The sequence below is a fragment of the Chryseobacterium paridis genome (assembly GCF_016595215.1).
GTDB lineage: Bacteria > Bacteroidota > Bacteroidia > Flavobacteriales > Weeksellaceae > Chryseobacterium > Chryseobacterium paridis.
In genome coordinates, this window is record NZ_JAENHK010000005.1 from 173,726 (window position 1) to 189,558 (window position 15,833).

A 15,833-nucleotide genomic window follows, 5' to 3' on the forward strand; every position below is an offset into this window, starting at 1 on the left:
GCTCCTTTTCATAAACAGAATGATTAAAAGCTCATTCCTACTCAAAGGTTTTCCAATAAAAAAGAGGCTGCCTTACGACAACCTCCTTTCTATTAAAAAAACATTAAGGATTTATAATCACTTCCAGCCTCCGCCTAAGCTCTTATAAATATCAACAACTGTACTCAGCTGTTTTTCTTTTGCTTCTACCAATTCCATTTTGGCATCTAAAGCATCTCTTTGATTTAAAAGAACTTCAAGATAATCTGCTCTTGAGTTTCTGAATAATTGATTAGCAATATCAATAGATTGATCCAAAGCATGTGTTTCTTCAGATTTCAGCTTATAATATTGATCTATGTTTTTAACTTTCGACATTAAATTAGCAACATCCAGATAGGCATTTAAAATAGTTTTATCATATTCATACAATGCCTGGATCTGTTTTGCATCGGCAGTCTGAAAATTAGCCTTAATTGCCGTTTTATTGATTAAAGGTCCTGCTACCTCACCTACCAGATTATAAGCGATAGATTCCGGCATTTTAACCAAATATGAAGGCTTAAAAGCTTCCAACCCTAAGGTTGCAGAAATTTCCAAAGAAGGATAGAACTCTTTTCTTGCCGCCTCTACATCCAATTTTGCAGATTTCAGTTCCAGTTCAGCCTGTTTTATATCTGGACGGTTAGCCAACAACTGTGAAGGGATACCCGTATACACTGTTTGTGGAATCGTTGACATAAAGCTTTCTTTGGTTCTTACAATGGGTTGTGGAAATCTCCCTAAAAGTGCATTAATTCCATTTTCTTTTTCAGTAATCTGCTGACGGATGGTATATTCTGTAGCTTTGGATTTAGCCAATTCTGCTTCAAATTTCTTTACCGCCAATTCCGTAGCCGCTGCCGCCTGTTTCTGTATTTTAGAGATCTCTAATGCTTTTTCCTGCAGTTTAATATACTGCTGAATAATATCCAGCTGATTGTCAAGAGACAGTAATTCATAGTAATTATCAGCCACTTCCTCAATCAGATTGGAAAGAACAAAGTTCTTTCCTTCTACCGTAGAAAGATAATGAGCTACCGCCGACTCTTTTTCAGTTCGTAACTTTTTCCAGATATCAATCTCCCAGTTAGCCATAAGACCTCCTTCAAAATTTCCTAGCGGATCTGGCATTTCTCTTCCCGGTTCAATTTCTGTGGTGGCATCTCCGGCTCCTTCGCTCGTATAACGACCGGATTTTTTAACACCTGCTCCAAGTTGTGCTTGTACTGTAGGGCTTAATTTCCCTTTTTTGTAAAGAACTCCGCTTTTGGCAATCTCAATTTCCTGGAGAGTAATCAATAGCTCCTGATTATTTTTCAGAGCAGTTTCGATTAAGCTTACAAGATTTGGATCCGTAAAAAACTGTCTCCAGGGAGTTGTACCACTATTGGCATTAGCATCCTGTTGATTGTTTTCTCCAAAATTTTGAGGTACATTTTCTTTTACCTCGTCTTTTATAACTGTCGCCATAGGAGCTTTACAACTTGCTAAAACAAGTGATACTGCTATGGCTGTAAGGATTGATTTAGTCTTCAAATTTTCCATCATGTTCATAAGGTTCAGTTTGTTCTGTTAAAGGATTCTCTTCTTCATATCTTGCCAGTCTTGATTTTTCAGCAATCGTTCCAAAGATGAAATACAATCCAGGAATGATCATTAATCCGAAAATAGTTCCTATAAGCATTCCTCCGGCCGCTGCTGTTCCGATAGTTCTGTTTCCTACTGCTCCGGGACCTGTTGCCATTACCAATGGGATAAGCCCGGCAATAAATGCAAACGATGTCATCAAAATCGGTCGGAAACGAATGGTAGCTCCTTCGATAGCAGCTTTCATTACAGGAATTCCTTCTTCTGCCTTTTTCTGTACGGCAAACTCAACAATTAACACAGCATTTTTACCTAAAAGTCCGATAAGCATTACCATTGCCACCTGAGCATAGATGTTATTTTCTAACCCTAAGAGCTTTAAGCATAAGAATGCTCCAAAAATACCTGTAGGGAGAGAAAGAATTACCGGTAATGGAAGTATAAAACTTTCATACTGTGCAGAAAGAATCAGATAAACGAATCCTAAACACACAAGGAAAATAAACACAGCTTCATTTCCACGGCTCACCTCGTCTTTAGAAATACCTGCCCAGTCAATACCAAATCCTCTCGGAAGTGTTTTATCGGCAACTTCCTGAATGGCTTTAATTGCCTGACCACTACTGTATCCTGGTGCAGGAGTTCCACTCACCTCTGAAGAGTTATACATATTGTGTCTGGTAATTTCAGACAAACCATATACTTTTTCCAGTCTCATGAAATCAGAATAGGGAACCATCTGCTCTTTATCATTTTTAACATACAATTTCAATAGATCGTTTGGTAGAGCACGGTATTGTGGTCCTGCCTGAACAATTACTTTATAAGGTCTGTCAAAGCGGATAAAACTGGTTTCATAATTCGATCCGATTAAAGTGGAAAGGTTATCCATTGCATTGGCAATCGTTACTCCTTTTTGTTCAGCAAGGTCATTATCGACTTTCAACATATACTGAGGGAAACTTGCAGAATAGAATGTAAATGCAGATCCCAATTCAGGTCGTTTTTTCAATTCCCTTACAAAGTCATTACTTACCTGCTCCATTTTATGATAATCCCCGCTTCCTGCTTTATCTAATAAACGAAGTTCAAAACCACCGGCAGCTCCGTAACCAGGAATAGATGGCGGCTGGAAGAATTCTATATTAGCACCTGGAATATTTTTAGCTTTTTCTTCAAGCTTTTCAATTATTTCGGCAGCAGACTCTTTACGCTCTTCCCAACTTTTCAAGTTGATCAGACAGGTTCCGGAGTTTGATCCTGTACCTTCTGTCAAAATTTCATACCCGGCCAGGGAAGAAACGGATTGCACTCCATCAATATCTTCTGATTCCCTCAAAAGCTCTTTTGCAATCTGATTGGTTCTTTCCAAAGTAGATCCCGGAGGAGTCTGAATAATCGCATAGATCATCCCCTGATCTTCACTTGGGATAAATCCGGAAGGAAGAGAATTACTTAAAAAGAATGTACCTAAGCAGAAAAGCAATAATAACGGAAGAGTAAACAGCTTTTTAGTGACTGTCTTATTAAGCATCTTCTCATATTTTCCAGCTCCTTTCGTAAACATTGCATTGAATTTATCAAGGAATATGGTAATCGGAGTTCTCTTTTTAGCTTTCCCGTGATTATTCTTTAAAATTAAAGCACATAATGCAGGAGTAAGCGTCAAAGCAACAACCCCTGAAAGAATAATAGCCGAAGCCATCGTAATAGAGAATTGACGGTAGAATACACCTACCGGTCCGGACATAAATGCAATTGGAATGAAAACAGACGCCATTACTAATGTAATTGCGATAATCGCTCCACTGATTTCGTGCATTGCTTCTTCTGTCGCTTTTAATGGTGAGAGATTCTTCTCTTCCATTTTAGCGTGAACGGCTTCAATAACTACAATTGCATCATCCACAACCACCCCAATCGCCATAACGAGGGCAAAAAGCGAGATCATATTCAAGGTGATCCCAAATGCCGACATGACAGCAAATGTTCCTACTAACGACACAGGAACCGCTAATGCCGGAATTAATGTTGATCGCCAATCTCCTAAGAAAAGAAATACTACGATTGCCACCAAAATAAACGCTTCAAATAAAGTATGAACAACTTTTTCAATAGAAGCATCAAGGAATCTGGAAACATCATAACTGATATCATAGTGCATTCCTTTTGGAAAGGAAGTCTTTTGCAGATCAGCCATTAAGGTTTTTACATTCTTAATAACGTCACTTGCATTCGAACCGTAAGATTGTTTTACTGTGATCGCTGCAGAAGGTTTTCCATTCAATGTCGAATATATATCATACATCGAACTACCAAATTCAATATCAGCAACATCTTTTAACCTTACAAACTCTCCCGCTGATTTAGCTTTAAGAATAATATTTCCATAATCTTTTTCACTGCTGAAACGACCTGGATATTTTAAGATATACTCAAATGATTGCGAACGCTTTCCGGAACTTTCCCCTGTTTTTCCAGGAGAAGCTTCCAAACTCTGCTGATTTAAAGCTTCCATTACTTCATCTGCTGAAATATTGTAAGCCGTTAACCTATCTGGCTTCAACCATACACGCATCGCATATTCACGGGTTCCAAGGATATCGGCAAAGCCTACTCCACTTACCCTTCTTAGCTCAGACATCACGTTGATATCCGCATAGTTGAACAGGAATTTCTGGTCAGCTTTAGGATCATCACTGTATAAGTTGATATACATCAACATGTTAGGCTCTTCCCTTGTAATCTTCACCCCTTCACGGACAACCAATGGAGGCAGCTTGTTAACTACGGAAGAAACACGGTTTTGAACGTTTACCGCAGCAACATTCGGATCGGTGCCTAAGTCAAATACGACCTGAATAGATGCTTCTCCATCGTTTCCGGCATCAGAAGTCATGTACTTCATGCCTGGAACACCATTCAATCCTCTTTCCAAAGGAATAACCACAGATTTAATCAATAGCTCGTTATTGGCCCCCGGATATTCTGCGGTAATATTTACTTTAGGAGGAGAGATTGAAGGGAACTGTGTAATCGGCAATTTTACCAATGACAGAATTCCCATAAATACTATAATCAATGAGATTACAATAGACAGAACAGGTCTGCGAATGAATTTCTTAAACATACAAACTTCATTTTAAGAGTACACTACTCTGCTTTTAATTTCAATGATTGAATCACTTTATTAGGATCCTGGAATTTCACTTTTACTTTTTGATCATCCTTCACTTTCTGAACCCCTTCTAACAGGAACTTATCCCCTTGTGAAAGTCCGGAAGTCAGTACATACAGATCAGGTAATTCGTAAGCAACTTTTATATTTCTTGATTTTAAAACACCATTTTTATCAACAACAAATACATATTTCTGATCCTGAATTTCGTAAGTGGCTTTTTGAGGTATAATTAAAGCATTTCTGAGTGGTAAAGTCATTCTCACCTTTCCGGTTTCACCATTTCTCAATAGTTTATCCGGGTTTGGAAATTTAGCACGGAATGCAATATTTCCTGTTTCATTATCAAATTCTCCTTCTATGGTCTGGATTTCTCCTTTTTGAGGAAGAGCATCTCCATTCGCCATAATCAAAGTCACTTCTTTACTTCCTCTATCAGCAGCATGCGTCTGGTAGTTTAAGTATTCAGGTTCTGAAACATTAAAATAAGTATAAACATTTGTATTATCAGATAGACTTGTTAATAGATCACCTTCATCCACCAAACTTCCTAATTTTAATGGAATTCTATTAATAATCCCTGAGAAAGGTGCTTTTATGTCGGTAAATGATAAATGAATCTGAGCTAATTTCATTTCGGCATTGGCAGCATCTAATTTTGCCTTTGCCATAGCCCTTTCATTCTTGGAAACAATATTGTTATTGGCTAATGTACTTGCATTTCTCAGTTCGATATTAGCCTGCTCTACTTCTGCCTTAGATTTCATCAACTCAGCTTGATACAACTGAGGCATAATGCGGAATAAGGTTTGCCCGGCATGAACGAATTGACCTTCGTCAACATATATTTTCTCCAGAAATCCTTTCTCCTGTGCACGGATCTCAATATTCTTCACAGACTGAATCTGAGTAACATATTCTTTATTGATCACTGTATCCATCTTTACCGGAGACGTAATAGGATATGTTGTTACTTCTTCTTTTTCTTCTTTTTTGTTGTTACAACCAACAAACAACAAGAGGACGCTTAGCGCTATGCCCGAGGCAGCTCTTTTCATAATTTTGAAATTATTATAAATCGTTAATGTTTAATAGAATAGAAATGGTAGTTAAGATTACACGTTATGCAGACCACCAACAAACACAACGCACAGATATCCCACTCTATTTAAAGAGCAGAAAAATAGATCGAAAAAATAATCTTATATTCTAATAGAACGTATTAGAATGAATTTTTTAACGGAGGAATAGTTAGAAACAAAGCCTTGTATAGTAGGCTTTAGCCGTTTATAATTAAATAAACCAAAGAAGTACACCAAACTGAAAACGCCTACAAAAAGAACAGCACTTTGTAAAGTATCAGATAACTGAAAATCATCTTCAGTAAGTTCTAAAGAAGTATTATCCACATTATCCAACATTTGCTGAATAGATAATTTGTCGTAAGTCTGGTTTAAGCGGTTTGCTTTTTTGGGTAGATTATGAGAAACGTGATCAGGAAGATGACTATGCAATGTTTTGACATTGATCTTGCTTTCTACTATAAAAAGCAGAAATAGGCTCGTCAAAAAGTACACAATATAGTTTCTCATTTTGAAGTGGCAAAGGTAAGCTTAGATTTGAATATTATTATACAGATTAACAAAATTTAACTCACCTTTAAATATATTAAATGGTGATTAATTTCAATTTTTGTAAAATACAACATTAAAATACCTGAGATTTAGAGAGCTTTTTATAGTTTTTTAAAAAAATAGGTCCCCAAAAACATCTCGTGAAAATAATTCATAATTAATAAAAAATAAGTTAAAAAATAAAAAATATACATTTTGAAACAAAGGCATTTCATCACCTTTCTATATGAATATTTAATTAATTTATTAAAAATTAACAAATACTCCATAAAAAAATTGTAATTTTACAGTTCATAAACACCTACCCTATGGTATACCTAAACACAAATAATTATGAAGAAAATAGTACAATCAATCATTCTTGTTCTCGCTGTCGTTTCAGTAGCAGCGTGTAAAAGTTCAGCTAAAGACGAGCCTGAAATCGTTGCGAATCAATCTGTAGAAACCGATGAAATTACCAAAGATGTTTTTACAGACAGTTTTGGAGACAAAATAGAAGTAGCTATCAACAACACGGATAATACGGCTGTTGTTCATCTGAATGGAAAATCATATGAGCTCAAAAAAAACAAAGATCTCCCCAACTACACCGCATCGAATTCTGAATATCAATATTCAAATATCAGAGGAAATATTACCTTCCTGAAAAGAAATGTTGATATGGTATTGTTCCATCATAAACAAGACAAAAAGGAATCTGGATCTAGTAAAATGGCCTCTTATTAGCTATGTTTAAACCTTAATCAGGTATTCATTATAAAATAATAACCATGAAAAAATTACACATCTATTTGTTGATGCTTTCCGTATTTACATTTTTATTTTGCTGTACAACAAAAAATGCACAACAAAACAATGTTGATATTACAGGGAAGACCTGGAAGCTAATCGAAATCAATGGTCAGCCTCTAAAGCTTAAGGACCCAAAGAACAATCCTTATTTCTCTTTAAATAAAGCTGATATGAGATATAGTGGAAAGGGAGGATGCAATGGTGTGGGAGGTTCTTTTGAAATTAAGCAAGATATCATGCGCATAAAGTTCAATCAGGGAATGTCTACCATGATGGCTTGTGATGATCTTGAAACGGAACAGCTGTTCACAAAGGCTCTACTCTCAGCCGATAACTATTCTGTAAATGGTAATACACTGACGCTTAACAAGGCGAGAATGGCACCTTTGGCAAAATTTATTTTACAGAAATAGAATATAAACAAATCTAAAATAAAAGGACTTCTATGAATTAGAAGTCCTTTTATTTTAAGGAAAAAATATTATTTCCTATAAATTATATAACAAACCAAAAGTGAAATATTCATGAGTACAGCGAAGGCATTGGAGAGAATAATTGGAAGTTCATCTTTTAGAATACCATAATATATCCATAAAGAAAGCCCGGAAATAAGTACCAATAAAATGATCCAAGAAATATCGTCGACATTTTTTTCTTTAAGAACCTTTATAAGTTGGGGAAGCATTGCAATGGATGTAAGTGTACCTGCTATAATCCCCAGAATATTTTCATTCATCTTATTTATTTCTAATCAGCTAATTCTAGAATATTTAAATATATTGTTTTTACTTAAATCTTGAAATAGATACTTCATCAGGTAAAGGAGTACCTTCCTCAATAAACTGGTATAAACTTTTAGAAAAATAACATCCATTCAAAATTCCTCTTGCACCAAGCCCATTAATCACATATAGGTTCTTATGTGAAGAATGATGGCCTACAATGGGTCTCCTATCTCTAACAGTCGGCCTGAATCCAAAATTGATTTCACTTACCTCGAAGTCGTGAGGATATACTTCAGACAAACCCTTAATAAGTTGTTCAACAGCAGAATCATCAATGTGATGATGAAGTTGCTCCCTGTCATAGGTCCCACCATAAAAATAAAGTCCATTATTTACAGGAAATAAAAAATGTTTTTTCTTTATGGTAACATTACTTTGTATTGCTTCTGAAAGCTTAACTCTTATATGATGCCCTTTATTAGGGATTACAGCAATATCCGAAAAATAGGGGTTATCTTTCACTCCCATACCCTCACAAAAAATGATATGCTTAAAGGAAACATCCTTATAAGCAGATTCAGATATATTCAATTGGCTGTAGTCAAATCTTTCGCTTATAAGTTGTTCGTTCCTTTTGAAATAATCAAAAAAATCGTTGAAGAAATCACTTACATTTAATCTTGCGGATTGGTTTACTTTCCCTGTATTAAAAGGATTATTAATCCCATCTAAATGTTGAAATTCTTTATCTAAAAAAGCAGATAAATCTTCATTATCTGATTTTTTCAGCCAAAGCTTCTGTTCGTTCTCATCATGGAAAACACGATGAATAGGAGTATCGATTAAATAATTCTTACCCGTATATGATTGAATTTCATCAAGACTCTTTTTAAGAATATCTATCTGCTCCTGAGCTAGCCAGAATGTTGTAAATTTCTTCAGCACCACCGGGTTAATAATTCCAGCAGAAACCTGAGAAGCACTTTTCCTGCCTTCTGAAAAAATAACAAATGATTTATCATTTTGTATTAACTGATGTGCAAAAAAAAGAGCGGCATATCCATCTCCTACAATAATATAATCTACATTTTTCATAATAAAAAAACCTGAGTAAAAGTACTCAGGTTTTGTATAAATATCAAGTGAAATCTAATAATTCCACATATCATTTTCCATATCTAGAATCTGCGCCTTAATTCTGTCGCTTTCTTCTATCTGCTCATCAGCATTTCTTGGAATATAGTCTTTAATAGTACCATCTCCCAGACCGTTTGATGACTTGTAAATTATAGAAGAGAAACGTCTTGCGTTAATGATATCATCAAAAGATAAATCCGCAGAAGAATTTTTTCTATTATAAACATAGTTATTAGCCAATATATCTCTAGCACTTGGATAGTAAATCCAGAAAAGATCAATAAGCTCGTTAGCACCAGCTAAAGGTTGTCCATCTGGTCCTGTTCTTCCCTGTACGGCAGGGTCAGGTCCCATAGCAGCAATACCCAAAGGTCTGTATTTCATTTGCCCGTCTCTCTTATCGATAAACCACATACCCATAATTTTAAGTACTTTAACTTTATCAGTTGTTGTCTTAAAGATATCTGTATATTCTTTTTTCTCCTGATCAGTTAAGGTTCTACCAGTATTCAAGATATCAATAGCAGCATCAGAAACTCTAACACTTTCTAATCTCTTTTGAATTCCTTCCGGGCTAAGCTTAGTTACGAAGTTCTCATCATCGTATACTTCCTGGATTTTACCTGAAGTGGCAGCATCCAATAATAGCTGATATAAAGATCTTGTTTGTGTAGCAAGTAGACCGTCCGGATTATCATAATACAATGGCTGATTAATCTTATCATTCATATCAATGATCTCCCAAACAAACATACTCTTCAGGATATCCTTGTCTTCCACAAAACCATATTCCAAAGGTTTTACAGTTTTATCAACAATCGTATCACCAACTTTTTGTTTATTTTCAGCTCTCATTTGTCTGAATTCCTCCGGAGAAGAAGCATTCAGAATAGTTTGGGAAAAAGCAAATCCCGAAACTAATACTAAAAAAGTGCTTATATATTTTTTCATAATATTATTTTAACTTATTAAAATTACTGAACATTGATTACAACAGGAGAAATATTTTTCAATGTCTGATTTCCTAATCCTGTAGCTGTCGCTTTAATATCAAAAACATATACTACATCACCCGTTCTTAGGTTTCTAACCAGTCCTGCAGCTTCATCAAGGCTATTACCTTTGATTAGTAATGCTGCTTTTCCAGGTACTTTAACCATAAACTGATTAACAGTGAATGAAACCGGGAAATCAAAGTCAGGTAATGCAGCCTGTACCATTTGATTTGGAATCGAAGTAGCAGGGATGTTTAGTACCGTCTGACCTCTCATTTGACCTTGTGGAGGAGGAACGTTCTTAATTCTGTATTCAAATACCTGAGAAACCGTTTTACCATAAGGATCTGTTCCAGATAATGTCATTTTAACAGTAGTACCAGTAGAAGGAGTAACTGTCCATTTTCCAGGACCATTTCCTTTTACAACAGCACCAGGAGCGGATAATGACAATTTAGAATTATCAGCACCTAAGATTGATCCGGATACAGGATTCTCCAATCCTCTATACATTACGTTCATCTTATCCGCAGAAAGTAATAATCCTTTTTCAAGTTTTACTTCTCTAGGTCCCGCAATTACATTATATGTATGTGTCCAAGGGAAACTTTGAGGTTTACCAGACGCATCTGTTAATGTAATAGTACCATTTAATTTATGTTCTCCAATACCTGATCCTGAAATCGGAATAATACCTTTTCCATTTTCAAGCTTGCTAACTCCAGTAATATTAATCTTATTACTTGTAGAATAAGTTCCAAGCATTACTTTAACCTCCGCTTGTTTTCCAGCCTGAATATCAACTGGTCCAGAAACGATTGGCTCGTAGCTGCTGAATTTAATACTAGCATCTACTTTCTCTCTTAACAATAATGCCAATGCATCTGACTGTACATTTCTTGCATCATTTTGGATAATCTCTATATTAGAAATTGCAGCAATCAAAGGTTGATGATAAAATTTATTCTGCAACCAGGTTTTATCATTAGGAGATTGCCCTTTAGCGTATTCAGCTATTAAAGATTTATTTGCTCTTTCCACTAAAGCCTGTAACTGAGGATTATTAGCAAAAGTAGCGTTAATGTAGTCTCTAACATCATCAATCTTCTTCTTTAAATCACCAGCTCCTTTTGAAGGAGAGTTTTCGTCCCCATCTTTAAAGAAATAATGTGTTGTAGCTTCATTATTATTCAGTGCAGAGAAGTTTTCACTAACATCTGTAAGTTTTCCTGTTTTTGCATCCTTTTCTACAAATTCAGATTCTTTTTTTAATTTGTCTTTGATACCTTCAGCATGAGAAACCAATTCATTAATCTTCTGTTTTAAAACTTTATACTGTTCCCAAGGCTGTGCATAAGTATCAGGTACCTGCTGAGCTTTCGCTTCTAAAGTCTTCTCAAAGATATCTTCATTTTTTGCTTCAGTAAGCTTTCTAGTTTCTCTTAATGATATTGTAGAGTCATAATAAGATCTGATGATTTCCGCATCAATATTTAGGGCCATCATAGCGATGAACACCAAATACATAAGGTTGATCATCTTCTGACGTGGAGTCTGTTTTCCTTGTGCCATTCTTTTTCTTTGTTTGGATTAAAAATTTAATTTAAAAATGGTTAGGAAATTAAGACTTCATAGCAGTTAACATACCACCATAAACTCTGTTTAAATTATTTAAGTTAGATGTTAAACCTTGTAACTCTTGATTGAATTTTTCTGAATGTTCAGCAGACTTTTGCATATCTGCAACATATTTATTAGCAAACTCTGATTGTCTTTTACCGTTCTCGATTTGCATTGTATATAAAGCATTCATACTTTCCATATGCTGAGCAGCAATATTTAACTGATCGTTATATTTGTGAGTAGAAGCAGAAACATCTACAGTCTGATTGATTTGATCAACAGAACTTGAAAACTTATCAATTCCTGTTCTTAATCTGTCAAATAATTGGACGTCTAATTTAGCATCTTGTAACATCTTATCCAGTTTAGAAGAAAGAGAGTTTTCTAATTCTGCAAACTGAGCTGCAGCATTATTTCTGGAAGATACATTAGAATGTAAAGGGTTCGGGTTTGCATGCTTATCCAATAATTCTGGATATACATTTTCCCATGCATAAGACTCTTCAGATTTTGGAGGGTCGAAAGCGAAAATAATGAAAATAATAGCTTCAGTAATAAGTCCTACAGTAAGAGCAACGTTACCACTGATTGGTCCTATGTTAATGTGAGTAATCTTAAGCCAAGCTCCAAGGATTACAATTGCAGCACCGAATGAATAAAAGAAATTCATCCAAGCATCTTTAGTCTTAAACATATAAGTTAGTTTTTTTAATGATTAAAAATAAATTGTATTGAAAAATAGTTTTATAATCTGATTATCTGTTAATTCTTCTTGGCTTAACAGCAGCTTCAGGAATGTCCTGTACTGTTCTGAATCCGATATAACTTCTTGCAGAATCTTTTCTTTCCCAATCTCTTGCACCAGTCATAAGCATAGCGCCTATATCTTTCCAAGATCCACCTCTCACAGATTTTTTAGAATCTGATTTATCTTTAGTAGAAGGGTTTAAAGTTGAAGAAAATCCGTATGAAGAATTGTTATAAGAAGATGCTGTCCATTCAGAAACGTTTCCAGCCATATCAAATAACCCAAATCCATTTTTCTTAAATTTCTTTACTGGAGCTGTATATGTATAAGTACCTTTTTTATCGTCTTCCATGTAATTACCTCGTTTAGGTTTAAAGTTTGCTAAGTAGCAACCTCTGTCATCCATTAAATATGGACCTCCCCAAGGATATGTCGCATTTTGCATACCGCCTCTTGCTGCATATTCCCATTCGATTTCTGTAGGTAAACGGAATTGTAATGGTCTTTGTTTTTTTCTTTTCAAGCTTTCGTTGTAATCCGTTTTCAATTTAGATCTGAAACTACAATACGCTCTTGCCTGATCCCAAGTCACCCCAACAACTGGATAATCTTTATAAGCTTTATGCCAGAAATATTGTTCGAATAAAGGCTCATTATATGCAAAGTGAAAGTCTTTCACCCAAACAGTGGTATCAGGATAGATAGCGATGCTCTTACTTTTAAGGTAATTTGCACCTCTTTCGTTGTCAGCAATAGCTGCATCCATGTCACCCCACTGATAATTATATTTTAATTTACTAACATCAAGGATTCTTTCATTACCTATTCTTGAAGAAGCCGGCAAATACAATGATTCTAAAACTTCCGCATATTCTACATCAGGATATTTTGTCGTATTCCAATGTAATGGGATTTTCCAGTCTAATCTTTTACTTGCGTCATAACTCCCATCATCTCTCCCTCCTTGTCCTTCAAGATACTCTTGATATGGAGTTAAGTTTTCTTCTTTTTTAGCAAGGTATGCATAATCACCTATGCTTGCTCCTCTACCTCCGCCATCTCCACCTTCTCCGGCAGCTTCAGCAAGTAGAGTTCTAGCAATAGAATCTCTTACATAATTAATGAATACTCTGTATTCTGCATTAGTAGTTTCTGCTTCGTCCATAAAGAATGAAGAAACAGTTACTGTTTTCAGTGTTGATTTTTCAGGAGTATGAGTAATATCCTGATCAGCTAAACCTGCGATAAATGATCCTGCAGGAATTGCAACCATACCATATGGTCTTTCAGCAACAAATGATTTAGTTTTTTCTCTTGGTATCAACTCTCCTTTTGTTCCTGGCTTCCCTACAGAAGAGCTACCACCACCTGAACAAGATACCGACGCTACCGACGCAGACAATAATAATAGAAATATCCTTTTCATGTTAATTTTTATAATTAAGCCGTAAATATATAATTTTTTTAAGAAACTTTTAAGATTTTTTTTAGAATAACGCGAGAAATCTAAATTTATTTTATTTCCTAGTATTTTTATTCTACAGTTACCGACTTAGCTAGGTTTCTTGGCTGATCTACATTGGCTCCTCTGTATACTGCAATGTAGTAAGCTAAGAGTTGTAAAGGTACGGAAGCAACGATAGGTGAGAAGCATTCTGAAGTCTCAGGAATCTCAATAACATAGTCCGCCATTTCGCTTACTTGTTGGTCTCCTCTATTAACGACAGCAATCACTTTTCCTTTTCTAGCTTTTATTTCCTGAACATTACTTACAATCTTATCATAGTGCCCTTTTTTAGGCGCAATAATAACGATTGGCATATTCTCATCAATTAAAGCAATTGGTCCGTGTTTCATCTCAGCAGCAGGATATCCTTCTGCATGAATATATGATATTTCTTTTAATTTTAAAGCTCCCTCTAATGCAGCAGGATAATTGTATCCTCTTCCTAAATATAAGAAGTTTTGAACTCCGACGAAATCCTTAGCAATATTCTGAACCAATTCATGGGTAGAGCTTAGAACATCTTCAATTTTTTTAGGAATTGCATCTAATTCAGCAATAAGACTCATAAAGTCAGCATTCCCAAGGTTACCGTTGTGTTTACCTAACTTAAATGCAATTAAAGTTAAAATGGTAAGCTGAGCTGTAAAAGCTTTTGTAGATGCCACCCCAATTTCTGGTCCGGCATGAGTATATGAACCAGCATCTGTAATTCTCGCAATAGATGAATCTACTACATTACAGATACCATAGATAAATGCTCCTTTTTCCTTTGCCAATTTTAATGCAGCCATCGTATCAGCAGTTTCTCCAGATTGAGAGATTGCAATTACAACATCTTTATCCGTAATAATAGGATTTCTATATCTGAACTCTGATGCATATTCTACTTCAACAGGAATTCTTGCATATTCTTCTATCAGATATTCTCCAATAAGACCGGCATGCCATGAAGTACCACAAGCAATTATAATGATTCTGTTTGCATTTTTGAATTTCTCAACATGATCCCAGATTCCTGCCATTTTAATCACCCCCTCATCTACAAGCAATCTACCTCTCATTGTATCATGAATAGACTTTGGCTGTTCAAAAATCTCTTTAAGCATGAAGTGTTCATAACCACCCTTTTCAATTTGCTCTAAGCTTAATTTCAGTTTTTGAATTTCTGGCTCTATTTTAGAATTTTCATTGATTGTTCTGATGTCTACTCCTCCTTCTAAAGAAATAGTAGCCATATGTCCTTCTTCCAGATATATTGCTTCTTTTGTAAATTCTACAAATGGAGAAGCATCAGAAGCAATAAAATATTCTTTTTCACCTATCCCGATAGCTAAAGGAGAACCTAATCTTCCAACTACTAAAACTCCAGGATAATCCTCATGCATTACTGTAATAGCGTACGCACCGTATACTTCATTAAGAGCATATCTTACAGCTGTTGGAAAATCAATATCAGCATTAATATCCATAAAATACTGAATAAGATTTACCAATACCTCAGTATCTGTTTCAGACTTGAAAGTAAACCCTTTTTCAGTAAGCATCTTTTTAATGGTATCATAATTTTCAATGATTCCATTATGGATAATTGCAATTTTGTTGTTATTAGATAAATGTGGGTGTGAATTTCTATCGCTTGGAACTCCATGAGTAGCCCAACGCGTATGTCCCATTCCCATTTGTGCAGTACCTTTTAGTTGATTGGAAATATTCACTAGATCATCAACCTTCCCCTTTGTTTTTTCAACTTCAAATGAATTGTTTCTATTCTCCAAAACAATTCCAGCACTGTCATACCCTCTGTATTCTAGTCTTCTAAGACCATTAATTACGATTTCATAAGCATCTTGAAAGCCTGTATATCCAACTATTCCGCACATAATTTA

General features: G+C 35.3%; 13 protein-coding genes. 2 read left to right on the plus strand and 11 right to left on the minus strand.

Annotated features, from left to right (window positions below):
* Positions 1–117: 117 nt before the first annotated feature.
* The 4 genes from JHL15_RS05855 to JHL15_RS05870 all read right to left on the minus strand — a co-directional run bounded on the left by JHL15_RS05855 (position 118) and on the right by JHL15_RS05870 (position 6,378).
* The gene (locus JHL15_RS05855; protein WP_200244143.1) at positions 118–1,575 is read right to left on the minus strand and encodes a TolC family protein; all 1,458 of its coding nucleotides are present in this window, start codon (positions 1,573–1,575) and stop codon (positions 118–120) included.
* A complete protein-coding gene (locus JHL15_RS05860; RefSeq protein ID WP_200244145.1) occupies positions 1,547–4,738 on the minus strand; it encodes an efflux RND transporter permease subunit in 3,192 nt (1,063 codons plus the stop codon). Before JHL15_RS05860 ends, JHL15_RS05855 begins: the two co-directional genes overlap by 29 nt.
* 23 nt (positions 4,739–4,761) lie before the next feature.
* On the minus strand, positions 4,762–5,844 hold the full coding sequence (locus tag JHL15_RS05865; protein WP_200244147.1) for an efflux RND transporter periplasmic adaptor subunit: 1,083 nt from the start codon (positions 5,842–5,844) through the stop codon (positions 4,762–4,764).
* Between the two features lie 144 nt (positions 5,845–5,988).
* Complete coding sequence (locus tag JHL15_RS05870; RefSeq protein WP_200244148.1) at positions 5,989–6,378, minus strand: hypothetical protein; 390 nt, start codon at positions 6,376–6,378, stop codon at positions 5,989–5,991.
* 375 nt (positions 6,379–6,753) lie between these two features.
* Between JHL15_RS05870 and JHL15_RS05875 the strand changes: the two genes are divergently transcribed.
* Both JHL15_RS05875 and JHL15_RS05880 read left to right on the plus strand, forming a co-directional pair.
* A complete protein-coding gene (locus JHL15_RS05875; RefSeq protein WP_200244149.1) occupies positions 6,754–7,146 on the plus strand; it encodes a hypothetical protein in 393 nt (130 codons plus the stop codon).
* A 44-nt stretch (positions 7,147–7,190) separates the two neighbouring features.
* Positions 7,191–7,625 (plus strand): META domain-containing protein, encoded by a 435-nt coding sequence (locus JHL15_RS05880; RefSeq protein ID WP_200244150.1) that lies wholly within the window; start codon positions 7,191–7,193, stop codon positions 7,623–7,625.
* Positions 7,626–7,693: 68 nt separating this feature from the next.
* Here JHL15_RS05880 and JHL15_RS05885 read toward each other — a convergent pair whose 3' ends face one another.
* The 7 genes from JHL15_RS05885 to glmS form a co-directional block, all read right to left on the minus strand.
* Complete coding sequence (locus JHL15_RS05885) at positions 7,694–7,948, minus strand: SemiSWEET transporter (protein ID WP_200244153.1); 255 nt, start codon at positions 7,946–7,948, stop codon at positions 7,694–7,696.
* Between the two features lie 49 nt (positions 7,949–7,997).
* Positions 7,998–9,032 (minus strand): NAD(P)/FAD-dependent oxidoreductase, encoded by a 1,035-nt coding sequence (locus JHL15_RS05890; protein WP_200244154.1) that lies wholly within the window; start codon positions 9,030–9,032, stop codon positions 7,998–8,000.
* A 54-nt stretch (positions 9,033–9,086) separates the two neighbouring features.
* Positions 9,087–10,025 carry a type IX secretion system ring subunit PorN/GldN gene (gene porN, locus JHL15_RS05895; RefSeq protein ID WP_200244156.1) on the minus strand — a complete coding sequence of 313 codons (939 nt, stop codon included), beginning with the start codon at positions 10,023–10,025 and terminating at the stop codon, positions 9,087–9,089.
* 23 nt (positions 10,026–10,048) lie between these two features.
* Complete coding sequence (gene porM, locus JHL15_RS05900) at positions 10,049–11,641, minus strand: type IX secretion system motor protein PorM/GldM (protein ID WP_200244158.1); 1,593 nt, start codon at positions 11,639–11,641, stop codon at positions 10,049–10,051.
* 49 nt (positions 11,642–11,690) lie between these two features.
* Complete coding sequence (gene porL, locus JHL15_RS05905) at positions 11,691–12,386, minus strand: type IX secretion system motor protein PorL/GldL (protein ID WP_200244160.1); 696 nt, start codon at positions 12,384–12,386, stop codon at positions 11,691–11,693.
* Positions 12,387–12,447: 61 nt separating this feature from the next.
* Positions 12,448–13,866 carry a T9SS ring complex lipoprotein PorK/GldK gene (gene porK, locus JHL15_RS05910; protein ID WP_200244164.1) on the minus strand — a complete coding sequence of 473 codons (1,419 nt, stop codon included), beginning with the start codon at positions 13,864–13,866 and terminating at the stop codon, positions 12,448–12,450.
* Between the two features lie 107 nt (positions 13,867–13,973).
* Positions 13,974–15,827 carry a glutamine--fructose-6-phosphate transaminase (isomerizing) gene (glmS, locus tag JHL15_RS05915; RefSeq protein WP_200244170.1) on the minus strand — a complete coding sequence of 618 codons (1,854 nt, stop codon included), beginning with the start codon at positions 15,825–15,827 and terminating at the stop codon, positions 13,974–13,976.
* Positions 15,828–15,833: the final 6 nt, after the last annotated feature.

What these genes read in the sequence shown, in the direction of transcription:
- JHL15_RS05855 (WP_200244143.1), bottom strand. Translation starts at nt 1,575, where the DNA reads ATGAACATGATGGAAAATTTGAAGACTAAATCAATCCTTACAGCCATA.
- JHL15_RS05860 (WP_200244145.1), bottom strand. Translation starts at nt 4,738, where the DNA reads ATGTTTAAGAAATTCATTCGCAGACCTGTTCTGTCTATTGTAATCTCA.
- JHL15_RS05865 (WP_200244147.1), bottom strand. Translation starts at nt 5,844, where the DNA reads ATGAAAAGAGCTGCCTCGGGCATAGCGCTAAGCGTCCTCTTGTTGTTT.
- JHL15_RS05870 (WP_200244148.1), bottom strand. Translation starts at nt 6,378, where the DNA reads ATGAGAAACTATATTGTGTACTTTTTGACGAGCCTATTTCTGCTTTTT.
- JHL15_RS05875 (WP_200244149.1), top strand. Translation starts at nt 6,754, where the DNA reads ATGAAGAAAATAGTACAATCAATCATTCTTGTTCTCGCTGTCGTTTCA.
- JHL15_RS05880 (WP_200244150.1), top strand. Translation starts at nt 7,191, where the DNA reads ATGAAAAAATTACACATCTATTTGTTGATGCTTTCCGTATTTACATTT.
- JHL15_RS05885 (WP_200244153.1), bottom strand. Translation starts at nt 7,948, where the DNA reads ATGAATGAAAATATTCTGGGGATTATAGCAGGTACACTTACATCCATT.
- JHL15_RS05890 (WP_200244154.1), bottom strand. Translation starts at nt 9,032, where the DNA reads ATGAAAAATGTAGATTATATTATTGTAGGAGATGGATATGCCGCTCTT.
- porN (WP_200244156.1), bottom strand. Translation starts at nt 10,025, where the DNA reads ATGAAAAAATATATAAGCACTTTTTTAGTATTAGTTTCGGGATTTGCT.
- porM (WP_200244158.1), bottom strand. Translation starts at nt 11,641, where the DNA reads ATGGCACAAGGAAAACAGACTCCACGTCAGAAGATGATCAACCTTATG.
- porL (WP_200244160.1), bottom strand. Translation starts at nt 12,386, where the DNA reads ATGTTTAAGACTAAAGATGCTTGGATGAATTTCTTTTATTCATTCGGT.
- porK (WP_200244164.1), bottom strand. Translation starts at nt 13,866, where the DNA reads ATGAAAAGGATATTTCTATTATTATTGTCTGCGTCGGTAGCGTCGGTA.
- glmS (WP_200244170.1), bottom strand. Translation starts at nt 15,827, where the DNA reads ATGTGCGGAATAGTTGGATATACAGGCTTTCAAGATGCTTATGAAATC.